The following is a 14,558-nucleotide window of genomic DNA, read 5'->3' on the forward strand; positions in this document are numbered from 1 at the left end:
GATTTATTTTTTTTCGTATTTCCAGTTTCTGCTTTTACCCTCAGCCATCCATTCCAAAGATTGTTCTAATCTTTTATTCCTTGTGGTTTCTGTTTTAGCTTCAGTCACCCACATTATATATTCTTTTCTGAACGAAGGAGATGCTTTCTTAAAAACCTCACCGGCTTGCTTATTTTCGTCCAAAGCTTTTTTGAAATAATCGGGAATCTCTGTTTCTTTTTTAGAGGGCGGGGCTTTTTTTAAGGTAACGCCCAGCTCGGTAAGCTCCATGGCTTCTTTAATCGCTTTTTTCAGCTGAGGTTTAGAAGGCAGATCTTCAATTTTTGTAATTTTTCCTAAGCTGAACATTGAATTCTTTTCAATATCCTGCGTAATATCCTTCATTGTTTTCATTTCTTTTTCCAGCCAGAATCCAAAAGTACAATGCTGTTTAAAAGATGCCATTGCACACAGGTTTTTCCCCTGATAAATAAAATGCGGAAAACTCCATTTCATGGTTTCTTCGGCTTCAGGACAGAATTCATGAACGGTTTCTCTGATATAACGTAAAATAGGTTTTGCGAAATCCTGGGATTTTTCAATATACCCATCTATTTTTGAGCTGTATTTTTCCATCTTATTGAAAGTGTTTTACAATTTCATTAACCAGGAATTTTACCTGATCCGGTCTTCCCCTGTCGTTTTTAGGCAGATTGTTGTAGCTTCCGGTTTTTACAATCACCATATGATGTTCCGGGATCATAATAATATATTGCCCCTGAAGGCCTAAAAAATAATAGTGTTTGATGGGATTATCATTGTTGATCCAGAAACCCATCCCATAAATGTCTTTAGATTTTTCGGTGGGAGATCTCATCTGTTCGATAAAATCGGAATTAAGGATCTGTACACCATTTACCTTACCGTTATCTAAAAAGAGTTGCCCAAGCTTGGCAAAGTCCCTTGCATTGGAATGGATGCAGCAATATGTTTTTTCCATTCCGCTGTCGTCTACACTCCATTCCGCATTCTGTTCCATTCCCAGAGGAATCCAGAATTTTTCAGATAAATAGCTCGCTAAAGATTGGTTCAGAGCTTTTCTTACCGCAAAACCCAATAATTGTGTCGAGCCGCTCTGGTATTCAAACCGGGTTCCCGGTTCCTCTTTAAAGTTTCTTGAAAAGGTGGCTTTGGCGAGGCTTCTTCCATAATATGCTTTCGCATTAGGCAGGAACGGGTTTTTATAATTCTCATCCCAGTTCAGTCCCGCTTCCATCTGGGCTAAATTTTTCAATGTTACCTCTTTCCCAAATTTTTTTTCTTTAAACTCATTATAGAATTCAGAAAATTTCTGATCCATATTTTTAATTTTACCCTCTTCCAGGGCTTTTCCTAAAAGCATTACAGTCACTGCCTTTGCCATGGAAAAAGAATTGGTTTTTGAAAGTTGGTTATAGCCGTTCCAATATTGTTCATGAAGCAGCTTTCCATTTTTAATAACAACCAGTGAAGCAGTATCAGACTGCTTTAAATCATCAACGATTATTTCAGGTAATTCTTTTTTGTTGTACTCAGGGTCTTCTTCCCAGAGCCTGGGAGATTCTGTAGCAATGATATTACTGGGAAAATATTTTCCGTCATCAATATTTGCACTTGATTTACCTTTTAAATAAGTCTTAGCAATTCCGCTAAACAAATAATCATATCCGAAAAGATAAGAAAGGGCTACTGTGGCAGCTGCTCCACCAATAATATACTTTAGCATTTCCGTGTAAATGTGTCTTAAACAAATTTAAAATAATTTTAGCATGAAAATAAAAATCTACTTACAAATAAGTTATTTTTGCGATTATTTGATGGAAATATGGTTAAAAAATTTATTCTGTTGACAGGACTTATCTTTTTCGTAAACTTTTTCGCCCAAAACTATAAAGTGATAGATACGGCTGATTATGCGGAAAGAAAAGCCTTTTTGAAAACATTTACCGGCAATAACGAATTATTTATTAAAAAATTAAAGTCGGATTATTCAGGGAAAACAGGTTCCGGACTGGCAAAAATCTATAAAGAATTTGAAACTGATTTTGAAAAGCAGGTTAAAAACAAAGACTTCATTTTTAAATCTGAATTTGACACGAATATCAGGGCTCTGATTCTGCGGTTAAGAAAAAATAATCCACAGGTTCCACAGGATTTAAACATATTAATTGCTAAAGATAATACGCCTAATGCTTATTGCCTTGCAGACGGAACTTTCGTGATTAATATGGGACTTTTTAACTGGCTGAAGAATGAAGAACAGATTGCGGCTGTCATTTCCCATGAATTGGGGCATAAAATTGAAGGGCATTCCCTGAAAATGGTTGTAGACGCTATCGAGCAGGATCAATTGGATAAAGTGACCGTTAAAAGCCTGAAAGCAATTCCTGATAACAAAAATAAAAAGGCATTTGACCTCCTTAAAAACAGAATTTATAAAAAAAGAGCTGAAAAAAGACAACAGGAAATGCAGGCCGATTCTTTAGGCTATGCACTCTATAAAAAAAGTGATTTTAAGAAGGAAGAATTTATCAATACCTTAAAAAGGCTTGAAGATTTTGATACGATTTCCCCGAGAGAACTTAAAGTGGAAACCTATAAAAAATTTTTCAGTCTGCCTAAACAGGCTTTTAAAGATCAGTGGCTGAAAAAAGAAGACTTCTCACTGTACAACTATAATTTTTATAAAGAAAAGCTTAATAAGGATTCGTTGGCTTCCCATCCTGAAATGGCAAGAAGAATCACTCAGCTAAAGAAAACTTTTCCTGAACTGAATACTTCTGCAGAGCTTCAGAAAGCTTCGGAAAGTTTTGCTAACCTGAAAATTATTGCAAGAACCGAGATCCTGCCGAACTTCTATCATTCTGAGGATTATGGAGTGGGAATTTATGCGGCCTTACAGTTTTTGCAGGACGACGAAGAGCCGGAATATTATAAAAAATGGCTGGGAAAATGTTTTACCAAAATATATGAGGCCAGAAAAAATTATAACCTGAACAGATATCTCGACCGGATAGACCCTAAAAACCAGAGTGAAAGCTATCAGCAATTCCTGAATTTTATGTGGAATCTCAGCCTTGAAGAAATAAAAAATATCGCTGATTATTATCAAACAAAAGAATCCTGATCATTTGATCAGGATTCTTTTTAGTAATTGAGCCTTTCAAGGCGTATTTTATTGAACTTTTCTTTTGCATTATATTCACGGAGAAGAATATATCCTTCCTTACCCACATAAGGTGTTACAGCATAAGAATCCTTCTCTGAAATGGGAACGATCTCCTGCTTGAAAGTACCACCAATCAATGTATTAATAAACAGTTTCCAGCTTTTCTGTTTAGTTTCTTTATCTTTCTGATAATCTCTGTAGAAGAAAACCACATCATTACCGTCATTCAGGTATTGTGAAAATAAATAGTCGCTTGTAGCAAATGACTTGTCTTTATCAAAGGTTTTTACGCCTTTTAATTTAAAATCTTTATCTGTAAATACATAAACTAAATCTGTAGTTTTTGGAACGCCAAGGTTAAAATCGATTTTATATTTCTCCAGAAGAAGTCCGATGCTTCCGTCTTTCAGGAAGAATACATCACGGGGCTGCAGGTGATAATTTTTTTCCACATATCCCAATTCATCTACCTTAGGAATAAATGCAGATAGATTGGGTGTATAATTGATCGTTTTGGTATCTACATCAAACGTATTTTTATCGATGATCATTCTTGCGAAACCTACCCCGCGTTTATTTTCGAAATTCCTTCCGAGAATTACGATTTTGTCATCAAAGGTTTTATCATTATCCAGGCTTCTGGTCGTAGAAGAGAAAGAGGTGATATTATCTATGGTATCATCAGAAAGCCCGGAAATAGGTTTTGAAGCTACTTCTTTTCCTGTTTGCATATCCAGGACAAGAAGACTGAATGTTTTTTTATCCTGAATTTTTTTCTGGGCGATGAAGTAAATATGTTTGTCGTCTTTTTCCACTAAGGTAATCTCTTCAGTGTTCTTTTTATCACCGTTTGTATTGTATCGGTAACGCCAGATTTCTTTTTTATCAGCATCGAATTTGATCAGGGAGTTGTTATTGACATATTTCCCGTAATCATTAAGTTCCAGGGCAAGAAAACCACCTTCTTTAATCTCAAAAACGGTTGAATAGTAATTATATCCTTTTGCTTTTTTCTCCTCTTTGTTTTCTTTACGGGTTTCTTTCCAGTTTTTAGGCTGATTGATGATGTTAAAAGTACCGTTATCGTAATCGTAATATGTTTTTTGCTGTACCGTATTTGTTGTCAGATCAATTTCCATGGAACGCGGTGTGAAAAGCTCACTCATTTTAATCTGGGAATAATCAAGAGAACTTGGGCGTAGAATTACTTTCTTTCTGAAATCAATATACCCTAAATAGCTTCCTGCCGTAATATCTCCTTCAAATTCTTTATTGGCAACCGGGTTGAGGTTTTTATCCAGAACCACGTATTCGAATTTCTTTGTCTTATCTCCGGTTTTGCCGTAAGAATATAAAGAAACATAGCCGTAAAGATTATCGTTATCGTCAAATAATGCATTCATACCCACATGATCTCCCGTAGCTAGTGAAGCAAGATCCTGAGTTTGGGAATAATATAAGGTCTGAACCACACCAAAGGCCAGTAAGAAGAATTTTTTCATAGTTATAATTTCGCCAAAAATAATAAATTAAGGAATATACTTATCATTTTCATTTTGGAAATCTAATTTAACAGGCTTGAAAATGGGTATTTACAACAAAACCTTATAGGTCTTTGAGACCTATAAGGTTTATCAATAAAAAGGCCCTGAATAATCAGGGCCTTTAATCTATATTTTCGAAAGTAAATTTCTGAAATTGGTTTTCTCATCAATGATTCTTCTCAACTCGGAAACCGGAACTCTTTCCTGCTGCATGGTATCCCTGTCTCTTATTGTTACCGTGTGATCTGTAAGAGAATCGTGATCTATCGTGATACAATAAGGAGTACCGATGGCATCCTGTCTTCTGTATCGTTTTCCGATCGCATCTTTTTCTTCATAGAACAGGTTGAAATCATATTTAAGATCGTTGAATATTTTTTCGGCATATTCTGCAAGTCCATCTTTCTTCATCAGCGGAAGAATGGCTGCCTTGATCGGAGCCAAAGCAGGAGGAAGGGACAATACTGTTCTTTCCGAACCGTCTTCCAATACTTCATCTTTCAGGCAATGTGAGAAGATGGAAAGGAATAATCTGTCTAGACCTACTGAGGTTTCCACTACATAAGGAACGTAGTTTTCATTTCTTTCAGGGTCAAAGAACTGAAGTTTTCTTCCGGAGAACTCTTCATGCGCTTTTAAGTCAAAATCCGTTCTTGAGTGAATACCTTCCAGCTCTTTGAATCCGAACGGGAAATTAAATTCAATATCAGCTGCTGCATTGGCATAGTGAGCCAATTTTTCATGATCATGGAATCTGTAATTATCATTACCTAATCCTAAAGCCAGATGCCAGTTTAGACGTTTTTGTTTCCATTGTTCATAGAATTCAAGCTCTGTGCCCGGAGCTACAAAGAACTGCATTTCCATCTGTTCAAACTCACGCATTCTGAAAATAAACTGTCTTGCTACGATCTCATTTCTGAATGCTTTCCCGATTTGAGCAATACCGAAAGGAAGTTTATGGCGGGAAGTTTTCTGAACGTTTAAGAAATTCACAAAAATACCCTGTGCAGTTTCAGGTCTTAAATAAAGATCCATTGCACTGTCTGCGGATGCTCCCAACTTAGTTCCGAACATCAGGTTGAATTGTCTTACCTCTGTCCAGTTTTTAGAACCTGTGTCAGGATCAGCGATTTCCAGCTCTTCAATTAAAGCTTTTACATCTGCAAGATCTTCATTTTCCAGGGATCTTGCCAGCCTTGAAAGAATAGCTTCTCTTTTCGCTCTGTATTCTATTATTTTTGGATTTGTCGCTTCAAACTGAGCCTTATCGAAAGCATCACCGAATCTTTTCGCTGCCTTTTCGATTTCTTTATTTTCTTTATCTTCAATTTTAGCACAGTAATCTTCTACCAAGACGTCTGCTCTGAAACGTTTTTTAGAATCTTTATTGTCAATCAATGGATCATTAAAAGCGTCAACGTGGCCCGATGCCTTCCATGTAGTAGGATGCATAAGGATCGCCGAATCAATACCCACAATATTCTCGTTAAGCTGTACCATTGCTTTCCACCAGTATTGTTTGATATTGTTTTTTAGTTCGGCACCGTTCTGTCCATAATCATAAACAGCGGATAAACCGTCATAGATCTCACTGGAAGGGAAAATAAAACCATATTCTTTAGCGTGAGAAATCACTTTCTTGAAAACATCTTCTTGCTTTGCCATAATTTTTTTAACGTCTGATGTGCAAAAATAGTGAAAAAGCGGGAAGTTGAAGGCTGGAAGATGGAAGTTTTTATATTCGTGTAAATTAGAAGCCGGGAACCTGCTTTCGCTACTCGCTATTTTATTGTTTTAGTCGCGGCGGCGGAGCCGCCGCGACTAAAACAATAAAATGAGCTCAAACACACCGCTCAATCAGGGCTAAATCGGTCGGAAATTTCTACTTTTGCCCCATGTTAGAAATTCTTTATCGCGACGAGCATCTTATCGCTATCAATAAACCGAGCGGATTACTGGTTCATAAATCTTTTTATGCGGGAGAAGCAGATATTTATGCAATCCAGGAATTAAGAGACCAGATCGGGCAATATGTTTATCCCGTGCATCGTTTGGACCGGAAAACTTCGGGTGTTTTGTTGTTTACTTTAGATAAAGATTCTTTGAAAATAATGAGTGATCAGTTTGCGGCTCGCCAGGTTGAGAAGAAATACCTGACAATTCTTCGTGGTTGGGCAAAAGAAGAAGAAACAATTGATTATGATTTAATTAATGAAAATGAAGTCAAGCAAAATGCAATTACCTATTATCATCGTTTACAGACCTCGGAAATCGATTTACCTTTTTTAAAACATCAAACTTCGAGATACTGTTTAGTCGAAGCTATTCCTGAAACGGGAAGAATGCACCAGTTGAGAAAGCATTTTAAGCATATTCTACATCCGATTTTAGGCTGCCGTAAATATGGCTGCAATAAACAAAATAAATTGTGGCTGGAAACTTTCAACATGACAAAAATGATGCTTCATGCACATCAATTAATTTTCAATCATCCCGTTACCAAAGAAAGAATTACGCTGAACGCAACGGTAAATGAAGAGTTCAAAAGAGTAGGTGATATTTTGAACTTCGATCTGAGCTTATATATTTAACAATCTGAATTTTTAAGTTATGTGTTTTATTAATTTAAACACAACGATTAATTATTCAACATTTTGATTTTAGAAAGAAGACAAATAAATTGCTTAGTGAAACTTGAAAATATAACTTCATCAAATCAACTTGTTGATCCATCTTTGCTCTTTAAAGTATCTGTTCAATACAGTAAAATCTTTGCGTTAAAAAATATACGCTGATTAGATAATCGTATTTGTAGAGATAGCAGATTTTTCTTAAAATATAGCAGGGTTGATCGAAGATTAATTTTAAATTGATTATTTTTGTAAAACTTTTTTTCAATGTACAAATCGCTCATTCGTCCTCTTCTTTTCAAATTCGATCCTGAAGAAGTTCATTATTTTACTTTTTCAATGCTTAAAAATTTCCCTTTTTTAACGAAGCTTTTTCTTCCGAAACCTGTTCAGGATAAAAGACTGGAAAGAGAAGTTTTCGGATTGAAGTTTAAAAACCCTGTTGGATTGGCAGCTGGTTTTGATAAAAATGCAATGCTTTTTGAAGAACTTTCAGACCTGGGTTTTGGTTTTATTGAAATCGGAACACTGACTCCGAAAGGGCAGCCGGGAAATGATAAAAAAAGGCTTTTCCGTCTGAAAGAAGATTCTGCGATCATCAACAGGATGGGTTTCAATAATGAAGGTGTGGATGCTGCCGTCGAAAGGCTGAAAAAGAATAAAAATGTTCTGATCGGAGGAAATATCGGAAAAAACAAAGTAACCCCGAATGAAGAAGCGGTAAACGATTATAAGATCTGCTTTGAAAAACTTTTCCCTTATGTAGATTATTTTGTGGTGAATGTAAGTTCCCCGAATACCCCAAACCTTCGTGAGCTTCAGGATAAAGAGCCTTTAACACAGCTTTTGGGAACTTTACAGCAAATGAATATGGAGAAAGCTAATCCAAAACCTATTCTCCTTAAAATCGCGCCGGATTTATCAGACGATCAGCTTTTAGACATCATCGACATCGTTAAAGAAACAAAGATAGCGGGAGTGATTGCGACAAACACAACACTTTCCCGTGAAGGTTTAAGCTCCGAAAACAAATCCGAAACGGGTGGGCTTTCCGGAAAACCTCTGACGAAAAGATCTACGGAAGTAATCCGTTTTCTTTCCGAAAAAAGCAACAGGGCTTTCCCGATTATCGGGGTCGGCGGAATTCATTCTGCAAAAGATGCGATTGAAAAACTGGATGCAGGAGCAAGCCTGGTGCAGCTGTACACAGGGTTTATTTATGAAGGGCCGGAACTGATCAACGAAATCAATCAGGAGCTTTTGAAAAGAGCAGGCAGATTACCGAGATAATTTGAATAAAAACTATTCAGAAGAAAATAATATAAAAGAGAGTTTTAAAATAGCTCTTTTTTTGTTTTTAATCTCATTTTGATTTTTTTACGGTAGCGTTTTTCACATCCACCGTTAAAGTATAAGCAGGAGATGTTGTTGTTTTAAAATTTAAAATCTTGGCATCTCTGGATTTAGTCATTTTTACATCGTAAATATTTTCAAGGCAGCTTTCCGTAAGGAAATCTTCGTGCTTTTTATAATTCCAGTCATTGGTAAAATATAAAACCCTGTAGCCTTTTTCACCTTCGCTGGCGCCACACATTCCGCAGGCATTGAAGTTTGAAGTATGCTCAAAGTAGAGCAGAACCCGGTTTCCTGTTTTATCGGAAGCATAAGATATAAGTTCATTTCCACCATACCGATCAATAAAATCATAGGTGTTGATCTTTTTATTATTAGGAAGGATCAGGTAATTGTTATACCGGTAAATCATCGGGTTTTTGGTCAGTAATTTTGCCGGGTGGGTTTTGTTTCCAAGATGAAAATTTCCGGTAATCTCTTTGCCGGACTGATCATACTGGAAATTCAGAATCTCTTTTGGCTTTAAAGTCTTCGCAATACTATCTGTCTTTTCAATCAGTCGGGGAGAAGTGATCTTATTTTCAAATATTTTTGAATTCTGTTTTTGCTTATCGCCGAAATTATATAAATATAGATTTCCGTAATCATAAATTCCCGTCAACGGAATTTTTTTCTTGTATTTGTCATAATAATACCATCCATCCACAAAATGCTGGTATTGGCTGCAGTCTACAATTCCTTTATACTTTAACTGTATGGTAACGGGAGCTCCTGCAATCTCGCCTTTAAAAATTTGTGATGAATCTGTAATGCTTTTAAATTCCACTTTTTGAGCGAAACAGAGTACAGCCAAAGAGTGAAAAAGAAGTAAAAGTAATGTTTTCATGATTGGTTATAGTTAGTTTTTAAGTTTTTTGTCAGATAAAGAAATGCGAGATGGTATAAATAATCAGACCGACCAGGCCGCCGACCAAGGTTCCGTTTACCCGGATAAACTGCAGGTCTTTTCCTACTTCAAGCTCGAGTTTTTCGCTCAGTTCCTTGCCTTTCCAGTTTCCGACGGTTGAGCTGATGAGGTTCCCGAATTGATGGGTGTTTTTGAGAATGTATTTGTAAGCGGTAACACGCACCCAATGATCGATTTTATTCTGAAGACTTTCATCTGTTTTTAGGTTTTGCGAAAATTCATTCAGGTTTTTTGAAAGATAATTTTTAAGAGATGACTGTTCATCCTGTAATTCTTTCATCAGCGTTTTTTTGATAGAAACCCAGATATCATTTGAATATTCGTCGAGCTTATCATTTTTCAGAAGGTCATTTTTAATGTTTTTAAACTCATTTTCCCAGGCAGGATCTTCTTTCAGATCTACCGAAAATTCATGAATTTTTTTTGTAATTAACATTCTGATTTCGTGTTGCGGATCTTCTTCGATCTCTTTAAAAAAATCTGAAAGTCCGCTTGCAATCTTTTCTGCAATTTTATTGTCAACGAATGCCGGGATAAATGAATAACTGCCTTTCTTTACACGGTCCTGGATCATCTCATCATTTTCAATAATATAATCTTTGATCTGCTTTGAGAGATTGGTCACAATTCTTTGATGGTCATTTTTATCCAGAATGTAGCCGATACCGTTTCCTACAACTTTGTTAAGTTTAATGCCATCAGTCATTTCCGAAACCTTTTTGCTGATAAAACCGCTTACTGTTGAGTCATCAAGCTTGTTAAGGATATCCAGAACAATATCCGAAAGGTTTTTAATTAAGATTTCCTGGTTTTTTTCTTTGGAAAGCCACTCTCCGACAAAATTGGAAACTTTCAGCTTTTGAATGTAAGGCCGGATATTCTGAGGCGAAAGGAAATTGGTCACTACAAAGCTTCCCAGGTTATCACCCAGCCTTTCCTTGCTGTTTTCTATCAGGTTGGTATGCGGAATCGGAAGCCCGAGAGGATGCCGGAACAAAGCGGTTACTGCAAACCAGTCTGCAAGGGCACCTACCATTGCAGCTTCGGAAAAAGCACGTACATAACCGATCCAGTGAGAATCGTTTGTCTTCTGAAGGACCGTAGTAAGGATAAAAATAATTGCCATCAGAACAAATAATCCGGTAGCAAATGCCTTGTATTTTCTTAACTGTTTTCTTTTAGCTTCATCATTCATATGATCAAATTTAGTAAATTTGGGTATGAAACCTATCAATCCTGAATAATTGATTATTATTTCAGAATTACAATCTACACATGAAATTTTTAGTTTCAATACTATTATTAACCTTTCTGCAAATGTGTTCGCAGACTAAAAAACCTGTTAAAACAACTCCTATGGAAAATACAGAAGCAAAAAACAATCCATACTACTCAAGAACAGATACCACAAAACTGAATATTTCCAATGAAGAATGGAAAAAAATCCTGGCTCCCGATTTATATGCTGTAGCAAGAGAAGCTGCTACGGAAAGGGCATTCACCGGAAAGTATAATGAATTTGATGAAACAGGGGATTATTATTGTGCTGTTTGTGGCCATCATCTGTTCCGTTCCACATCAAAATTTTCCAGCAGCTGCGGATGGCCGAGCTTCTTTGAAGCTGACAAGGAAGGAGTTTATTATAAACGAGATGTTACGTACGGAATGGAAAGGGTGGAGGTGCTCTGCAAACGATGTGATTCGCATCTGGGTCATGTTTTTGATGATGGTCCAAAGCCTACAGGATTGAGATATTGTATGAATTCCATAAGTCTGGAATTCGTTCCGGATTCACAAAAATAAGCGCTTTAATTCACGAAATCAGGAAGTTAAAGTTTCTTAAATTGAGTTAAACTTTGACGGAATTTTGTCCTCCGGTAATTATGTTTTTATAATTTTGCCCGACTAATTTATATTTAGCATAGTATTGGATGAAAGGATTATATAGCGTATTAAGTATTGTTTACATGGTAACGACTTCATTCTATCTGTCTCCTGAAAAGACATCTGTAAAGAATGAAAACAGTACAAAAAAAATTGAAAGATTAGCCGACACGAAATCTGAGAAGACTGCAAACAATGCATCTTCTTCAGAAGAATTATACAAAGCGATTGCATTTGAACAAGGACATGAACTTAACGAAGAAGTTTTTTTCAAAGCCTTAACCGGTTTTGAGAATTTGAAGAAAGCTGGTTTGCTTAATCAGGATTCGCATTTACTTACGGTATGCGATTTTTCTATGTCTTCAAATACAAAAAGACTTTGGGTAATTGATATGAACGAGAAAAAAGTATTGTTTAATTCACTGGTTGCTCACGGAAAAAATACAGGTGAAGAATTTGCTACAAATTTTTCAAACACCGAAAGTTCGCTTCAAAGCAGCATGGGATTTTATATTACTGATACAACATATGAAGGTGACAACGGATATTCTTTGAAGCTTTTGGGAATGGATAAGGGATTTAATGATGCGGCATTTAAAAGAGCAATCGTGATGCACGGGGCTGATTATGTAAGTGAGGAATTTGCAGCAATGCATAAAAGAATCGGAAGAAGCTGGGGATGTCCTGCAATTCCAAGAAGTCTGACTCAGCCTATTATCAACACAATCAAAGGAAAAAGTTGTCTCTTCATTTATTATCCGGACCAGAATTATCTTTCCAAGTCGGAATGGTTGAAATCTTAATTTAGATTTATTGGTAAGATTATTCAGCAATAAAGCTGATAATCAAAAAAGTAAAAGAGAAGTATGGAAATTAAAAGTGGATTTGTTCCTGCCATAAGGATGATGAATAATCCTGATGGAACAAGCAGGTTTGAGAAAGGAAAAATTCCCACTTTAAAGCCGATGAATACTACCTCTTTCTGGATAAGTACAATAACGGAGGATTGGGAGAAAAGCATTCATCCTGCCCCGAGAAGACAATATGTGGTGACTCTGAAAGGAAGTATCTTGTTTACTGTAAGTGATGGTTCTACATTTCTTATTGAGCCGGGGATTATTCTTCTGGCAGAAGATACCAATGGAGAAGGGCATACCTGGGATATTATAGAAGGAAAGGAATGGGAAAGATTATACATTCCCATTGCTGAAGATGCTGATGATTTTTTTATCCCGGATTTTGAATAGGATATCACATAAGAAAGCAGTCAATTTTGACTGCTTTTTTTATTTTAAATCTGTGATACAGTTAATTAACTGAATTTTTTGAAAATCAAGGTTGCATTATGCCCTCCGAAACCGAAAGCATTGCTCAATGCATATGTAATGTCCTTTTCTTTAGCTTCATTAAATACAATATTTACATCCTTCGGAATATTTTCATCAATCTTATGAAGGTTAATGGTAGGTGGGATAATCCCGTTTTGAATCGCTTTTATAGAAAGAATGGCTTCAGCTGCACCGGCTGCACCCAACAAGTGCCCTGTCATAGATTTAGTAGCACTGATATCTAGGTTTTTACTCCCTTTAAATAACTTTGTAATCCCGTTTAATTCAACCAGATCTCCAAGCGGGGTTGATGTTGCATGTGGATTGATGTAATCGATGTCTTCGGTATTTATTCCGGCTTCATCAAGGGCAAGCTGCATGGCTTTAATAGCTCCGGTTCCTTCCGGATGAGGTGCCGTCATATGATAAGCGTCTGCTGTCATAGCGGCTCCTACCAATTCTGCATAAATTTTTGCGCCTCTGCTTTTTGCATGCTCGTATTCTTCAAGAACCAAAGCGCCTGCACCTTCTCCCATTACAAAACCATCCCTGTCTGCATCGTACGGACGGCTTGCGGTTGCAAAATCATCATTTCTTACAGACATTGCTTTCATAACGGAAAATCCTCCGATTGATGCGGGTGTAATAGCAGCTTCTGATCCGCCGCTGATGATTACTTTTGCCTTTCCGAGACGGATATAGTTGAAAGCATCCATCAATGCTGTATTTCCGGTAGCACATGCGGAAACTGTGGTATAATTAATTCCCTGGAGGCCGAATTTCATAGAGATCATTCCCGAGGCCATATTGGCAATAAATTTTGGGACAAAAAACGGATTGAAACGTGGTGTCCCTTCGCCTGTATAAAATTCTGCTACTTCATTTTCAAAAGTATACATTCCCCCTTGTCCGGTTCCCCAGATCACTCCCGTGTCAAAAGGATCCATATTTTCCAGATCCAATCCGGAATCCTGTATGGCTTCTGCGGATGAATACATGGCATATTGCGAGAAAAGATCGCTTCTTTTTATTTCATGATGTGTTAAATGTACTTTAGGATCAAAATCTTTTACCTCACAGGCAAAATGCACTTTGAATTTTTCAGTGTCAAAATGTTTGATTAACCCTGCTCCGCTTACTCCGTTGATACTGTTTCTCCAGAAATCTTCAACATTATTTCCCAACGGGGTTACTGCACCCAGTCCTGTAATGACAACTCTTTTCATACTTAGCTATTAATTTTAAATAAATTAGAGGTTCCTCTGGCAATTAATCTCGTTTTATCTGCGTTCCATATTTCGCATTGAGCGTTCACAAACTGCTTTCCTCTTTTAATAATTTTCGTTTCCGCTACAATATTATCATTTTCTTTTGCAGTTGAGAAATAATCGATGACATTATTAATGGTTGTTATGAAAGAATTTTCATTTAAGGAAAACATGGTGGCACCGATAATATCATCAACAATGGCAGCTGTTACACCTCCGTGAAGATTTCCAACCGGGTTCAGCCATTCCGGTCTTACGGTATATTGAAATTCCAGCTGGCCTTCTTCTACGGCGATCACGATAGGATTGAGCCATTTCATAAACGGTGACGGAGACTGATCAAATTCTTTTCCGATGAATTGTCTGAGTTGTTCTAATCTATTCATATTTTATT

The 14,558-nt window shown here is 36.7% G+C and carries 14 protein-coding genes; 6 read left to right on the forward strand and 8 right to left on the reverse strand.

Features of this window, described 5'->3' with window-relative positions; all coding sequences use genetic code 11:
- Nucleotides 1-3: 3 nt before the first annotated feature.
- Nucleotides 4-615: a YdeI/OmpD-associated family protein gene (locus AB8P06_RS02335; protein WP_369837332.1), complete on the reverse strand. Its 612-nt coding sequence runs from the start codon at nt 613-615 to the stop codon at nt 4-6.
- A 1-nt stretch (nt 616) separates the two neighbouring features.
- Nucleotides 617-1,744, reverse strand: a complete 1,128-nt coding sequence (locus AB8P06_RS02340; RefSeq protein WP_369837334.1) for a serine hydrolase domain-containing protein — start codon at nt 1,742-1,744, stop codon at nt 617-619.
- 99 nt (nt 1,745-1,843) lie between these two features.
- Here AB8P06_RS02340 and AB8P06_RS02345 point away from each other — a divergent pair, with 99 nt between their 5' ends.
- The gene (locus tag AB8P06_RS02345) at nt 1,844-3,145 is read left to right on the forward strand and encodes a M48 family metalloprotease (protein WP_369837337.1); all 1,302 of its coding nucleotides are present in this window, start codon (nt 1,844-1,846) and stop codon (nt 3,143-3,145) included.
- A 20-nt stretch (nt 3,146-3,165) separates the two neighbouring features.
- Here AB8P06_RS02345 and AB8P06_RS02350 read toward each other — a convergent pair whose 3' ends face one another.
- Both AB8P06_RS02350 and AB8P06_RS02355 read right to left on the reverse strand, forming a co-directional pair.
- Complete coding sequence (locus AB8P06_RS02350; protein ID WP_369837340.1) at nt 3,166-4,689, reverse strand: hypothetical protein; 1,524 nt, start codon at nt 4,687-4,689, stop codon at nt 3,166-3,168.
- 168 nt (nt 4,690-4,857) lie between these two features.
- On the reverse strand, nt 4,858-6,399 hold the full coding sequence (locus AB8P06_RS02355) for a glycine--tRNA ligase (protein WP_369837342.1): 1,542 nt from the start codon (nt 6,397-6,399) through the stop codon (nt 4,858-4,860).
- A gap of 230 nt (nt 6,400-6,629) precedes the next feature.
- Between AB8P06_RS02355 and AB8P06_RS02360 the strand changes: the two genes are divergently transcribed.
- Nucleotides 6,630-7,325: a pseudouridine synthase gene (locus AB8P06_RS02360; RefSeq protein WP_369837345.1), complete on the forward strand. Its 696-nt coding sequence runs from the start codon at nt 6,630-6,632 to the stop codon at nt 7,323-7,325.
- Nucleotides 7,326-7,631: 306 nt separating this feature from the next.
- Entirely contained in the window at nt 7,632-8,654 is a 1,023-nt protein-coding gene (locus AB8P06_RS02365; protein ID WP_369837348.1) for a quinone-dependent dihydroorotate dehydrogenase, read from the forward strand.
- Between the two features lie 73 nt (nt 8,655-8,727).
- On the opposite strand, the gene AB8P06_RS02370 is transcribed toward AB8P06_RS02365, so the two are convergent.
- A complete protein-coding gene (locus AB8P06_RS02370) occupies nt 8,728-9,603 on the reverse strand; it encodes a hypothetical protein (protein ID WP_369837351.1) in 876 nt (291 codons plus the stop codon).
- Nucleotides 9,604-9,634: 31 nt separating this feature from the next.
- Nucleotides 9,635-10,879, reverse strand: coding sequence for a DUF445 domain-containing protein (locus AB8P06_RS02375; protein WP_369837354.1), 1,245 nt, complete (start codon nt 10,877-10,879; stop codon nt 9,635-9,637).
- A gap of 122 nt (nt 10,880-11,001) precedes the next feature.
- On the opposite strand from AB8P06_RS02375, the gene msrB reads away from it, so the two are divergent.
- The 3 genes from msrB to AB8P06_RS02390 all read left to right on the forward strand — a co-directional run bounded on the left by msrB (nt 11,002) and on the right by AB8P06_RS02390 (nt 12,815).
- Nucleotides 11,002-11,487, forward strand: a complete 486-nt coding sequence (gene msrB / locus AB8P06_RS02380; RefSeq protein ID WP_369838367.1) for a peptide-methionine (R)-S-oxide reductase MsrB — start codon at nt 11,002-11,004, stop codon at nt 11,485-11,487.
- A 128-nt stretch (nt 11,488-11,615) separates the two neighbouring features.
- Complete coding sequence (locus tag AB8P06_RS02385) at nt 11,616-12,371, forward strand: murein L,D-transpeptidase catalytic domain family protein (RefSeq protein WP_369837356.1); 756 nt, start codon at nt 11,616-11,618, stop codon at nt 12,369-12,371.
- A gap of 63 nt (nt 12,372-12,434) precedes the next feature.
- Nucleotides 12,435-12,815, forward strand: a complete 381-nt coding sequence (locus AB8P06_RS02390; RefSeq protein WP_369837358.1) for a cupin domain-containing protein — start codon at nt 12,435-12,437, stop codon at nt 12,813-12,815.
- A gap of 65 nt (nt 12,816-12,880) precedes the next feature.
- Here AB8P06_RS02390 and fabF read toward each other — a convergent pair whose 3' ends face one another.
- Together fabF and AB8P06_RS02400 are read right to left on the reverse strand one after the other, a co-directional pair.
- Nucleotides 12,881-14,122, reverse strand: coding sequence for a beta-ketoacyl-ACP synthase II (gene fabF / locus AB8P06_RS02395; protein ID WP_369837361.1), 1,242 nt, complete (start codon nt 14,120-14,122; stop codon nt 12,881-12,883).
- A 2-nt stretch (nt 14,123-14,124) separates the two neighbouring features.
- On the reverse strand, nt 14,125-14,550 hold the full coding sequence (locus tag AB8P06_RS02400) for a PaaI family thioesterase (RefSeq protein ID WP_369837364.1): 426 nt from the start codon (nt 14,548-14,550) through the stop codon (nt 14,125-14,127).
- Nucleotides 14,551-14,558 lie beyond the last annotated feature (8 nt).

The organism is Chryseobacterium tongliaonense, assembly GCF_041224435.1.
Taxonomy (GTDB): domain Bacteria; phylum Bacteroidota; class Bacteroidia; order Flavobacteriales; family Weeksellaceae; genus Chryseobacterium; species Chryseobacterium tongliaoense.

Bases quoted from the DNA above. Each gene is read 5' to 3' on its own strand.
- AB8P06_RS02335 (WP_369837332.1), bottom strand. From the start codon at position 615: ATGGAAAAATACAGCTCAAAAATAGATGGGTATATTGAAAAATCCCAG.
- AB8P06_RS02340 (WP_369837334.1), bottom strand. From the start codon at position 1,744: ATGCTAAAGTATATTATTGGTGGAGCAGCTGCCACAGTAGCCCTTTCT.
- AB8P06_RS02345 (WP_369837337.1), top strand. From the start codon at position 1,844: ATGGTTAAAAAATTTATTCTGTTGACAGGACTTATCTTTTTCGTAAAC.
- AB8P06_RS02350 (WP_369837340.1), bottom strand. From the start codon at position 4,689: ATGAAAAAATTCTTCTTACTGGCCTTTGGTGTGGTTCAGACCTTATAT.
- AB8P06_RS02355 (WP_369837342.1), bottom strand. From the start codon at position 6,399: ATGGCAAAGCAAGAAGATGTTTTCAAGAAAGTGATTTCTCACGCTAAA.
- AB8P06_RS02360 (WP_369837345.1), top strand. From the start codon at position 6,630: ATGTTAGAAATTCTTTATCGCGACGAGCATCTTATCGCTATCAATAAA.
- AB8P06_RS02365 (WP_369837348.1), top strand. From the start codon at position 7,632: ATGTACAAATCGCTCATTCGTCCTCTTCTTTTCAAATTCGATCCTGAA.
- AB8P06_RS02370 (WP_369837351.1), bottom strand. From the start codon at position 9,603: ATGAAAACATTACTTTTACTTCTTTTTCACTCTTTGGCTGTACTCTGT.
- AB8P06_RS02375 (WP_369837354.1), bottom strand. From the start codon at position 10,879: ATGAATGATGAAGCTAAAAGAAAACAGTTAAGAAAATACAAGGCATTT.
- msrB (WP_369838367.1), top strand. From the start codon at position 11,002: ATGTGTTCGCAGACTAAAAAACCTGTTAAAACAACTCCTATGGAAAAT.
- AB8P06_RS02385 (WP_369837356.1), top strand. From the start codon at position 11,616: ATGAAAGGATTATATAGCGTATTAAGTATTGTTTACATGGTAACGACT.
- AB8P06_RS02390 (WP_369837358.1), top strand. From the start codon at position 12,435: ATGGAAATTAAAAGTGGATTTGTTCCTGCCATAAGGATGATGAATAAT.
- fabF (WP_369837361.1), bottom strand. From the start codon at position 14,122: ATGAAAAGAGTTGTCATTACAGGACTGGGTGCAGTAACCCCGTTGGGA.
- AB8P06_RS02400 (WP_369837364.1), bottom strand. From the start codon at position 14,550: ATGAATAGATTAGAACAACTCAGACAATTCATCGGAAAAGAATTTGAT.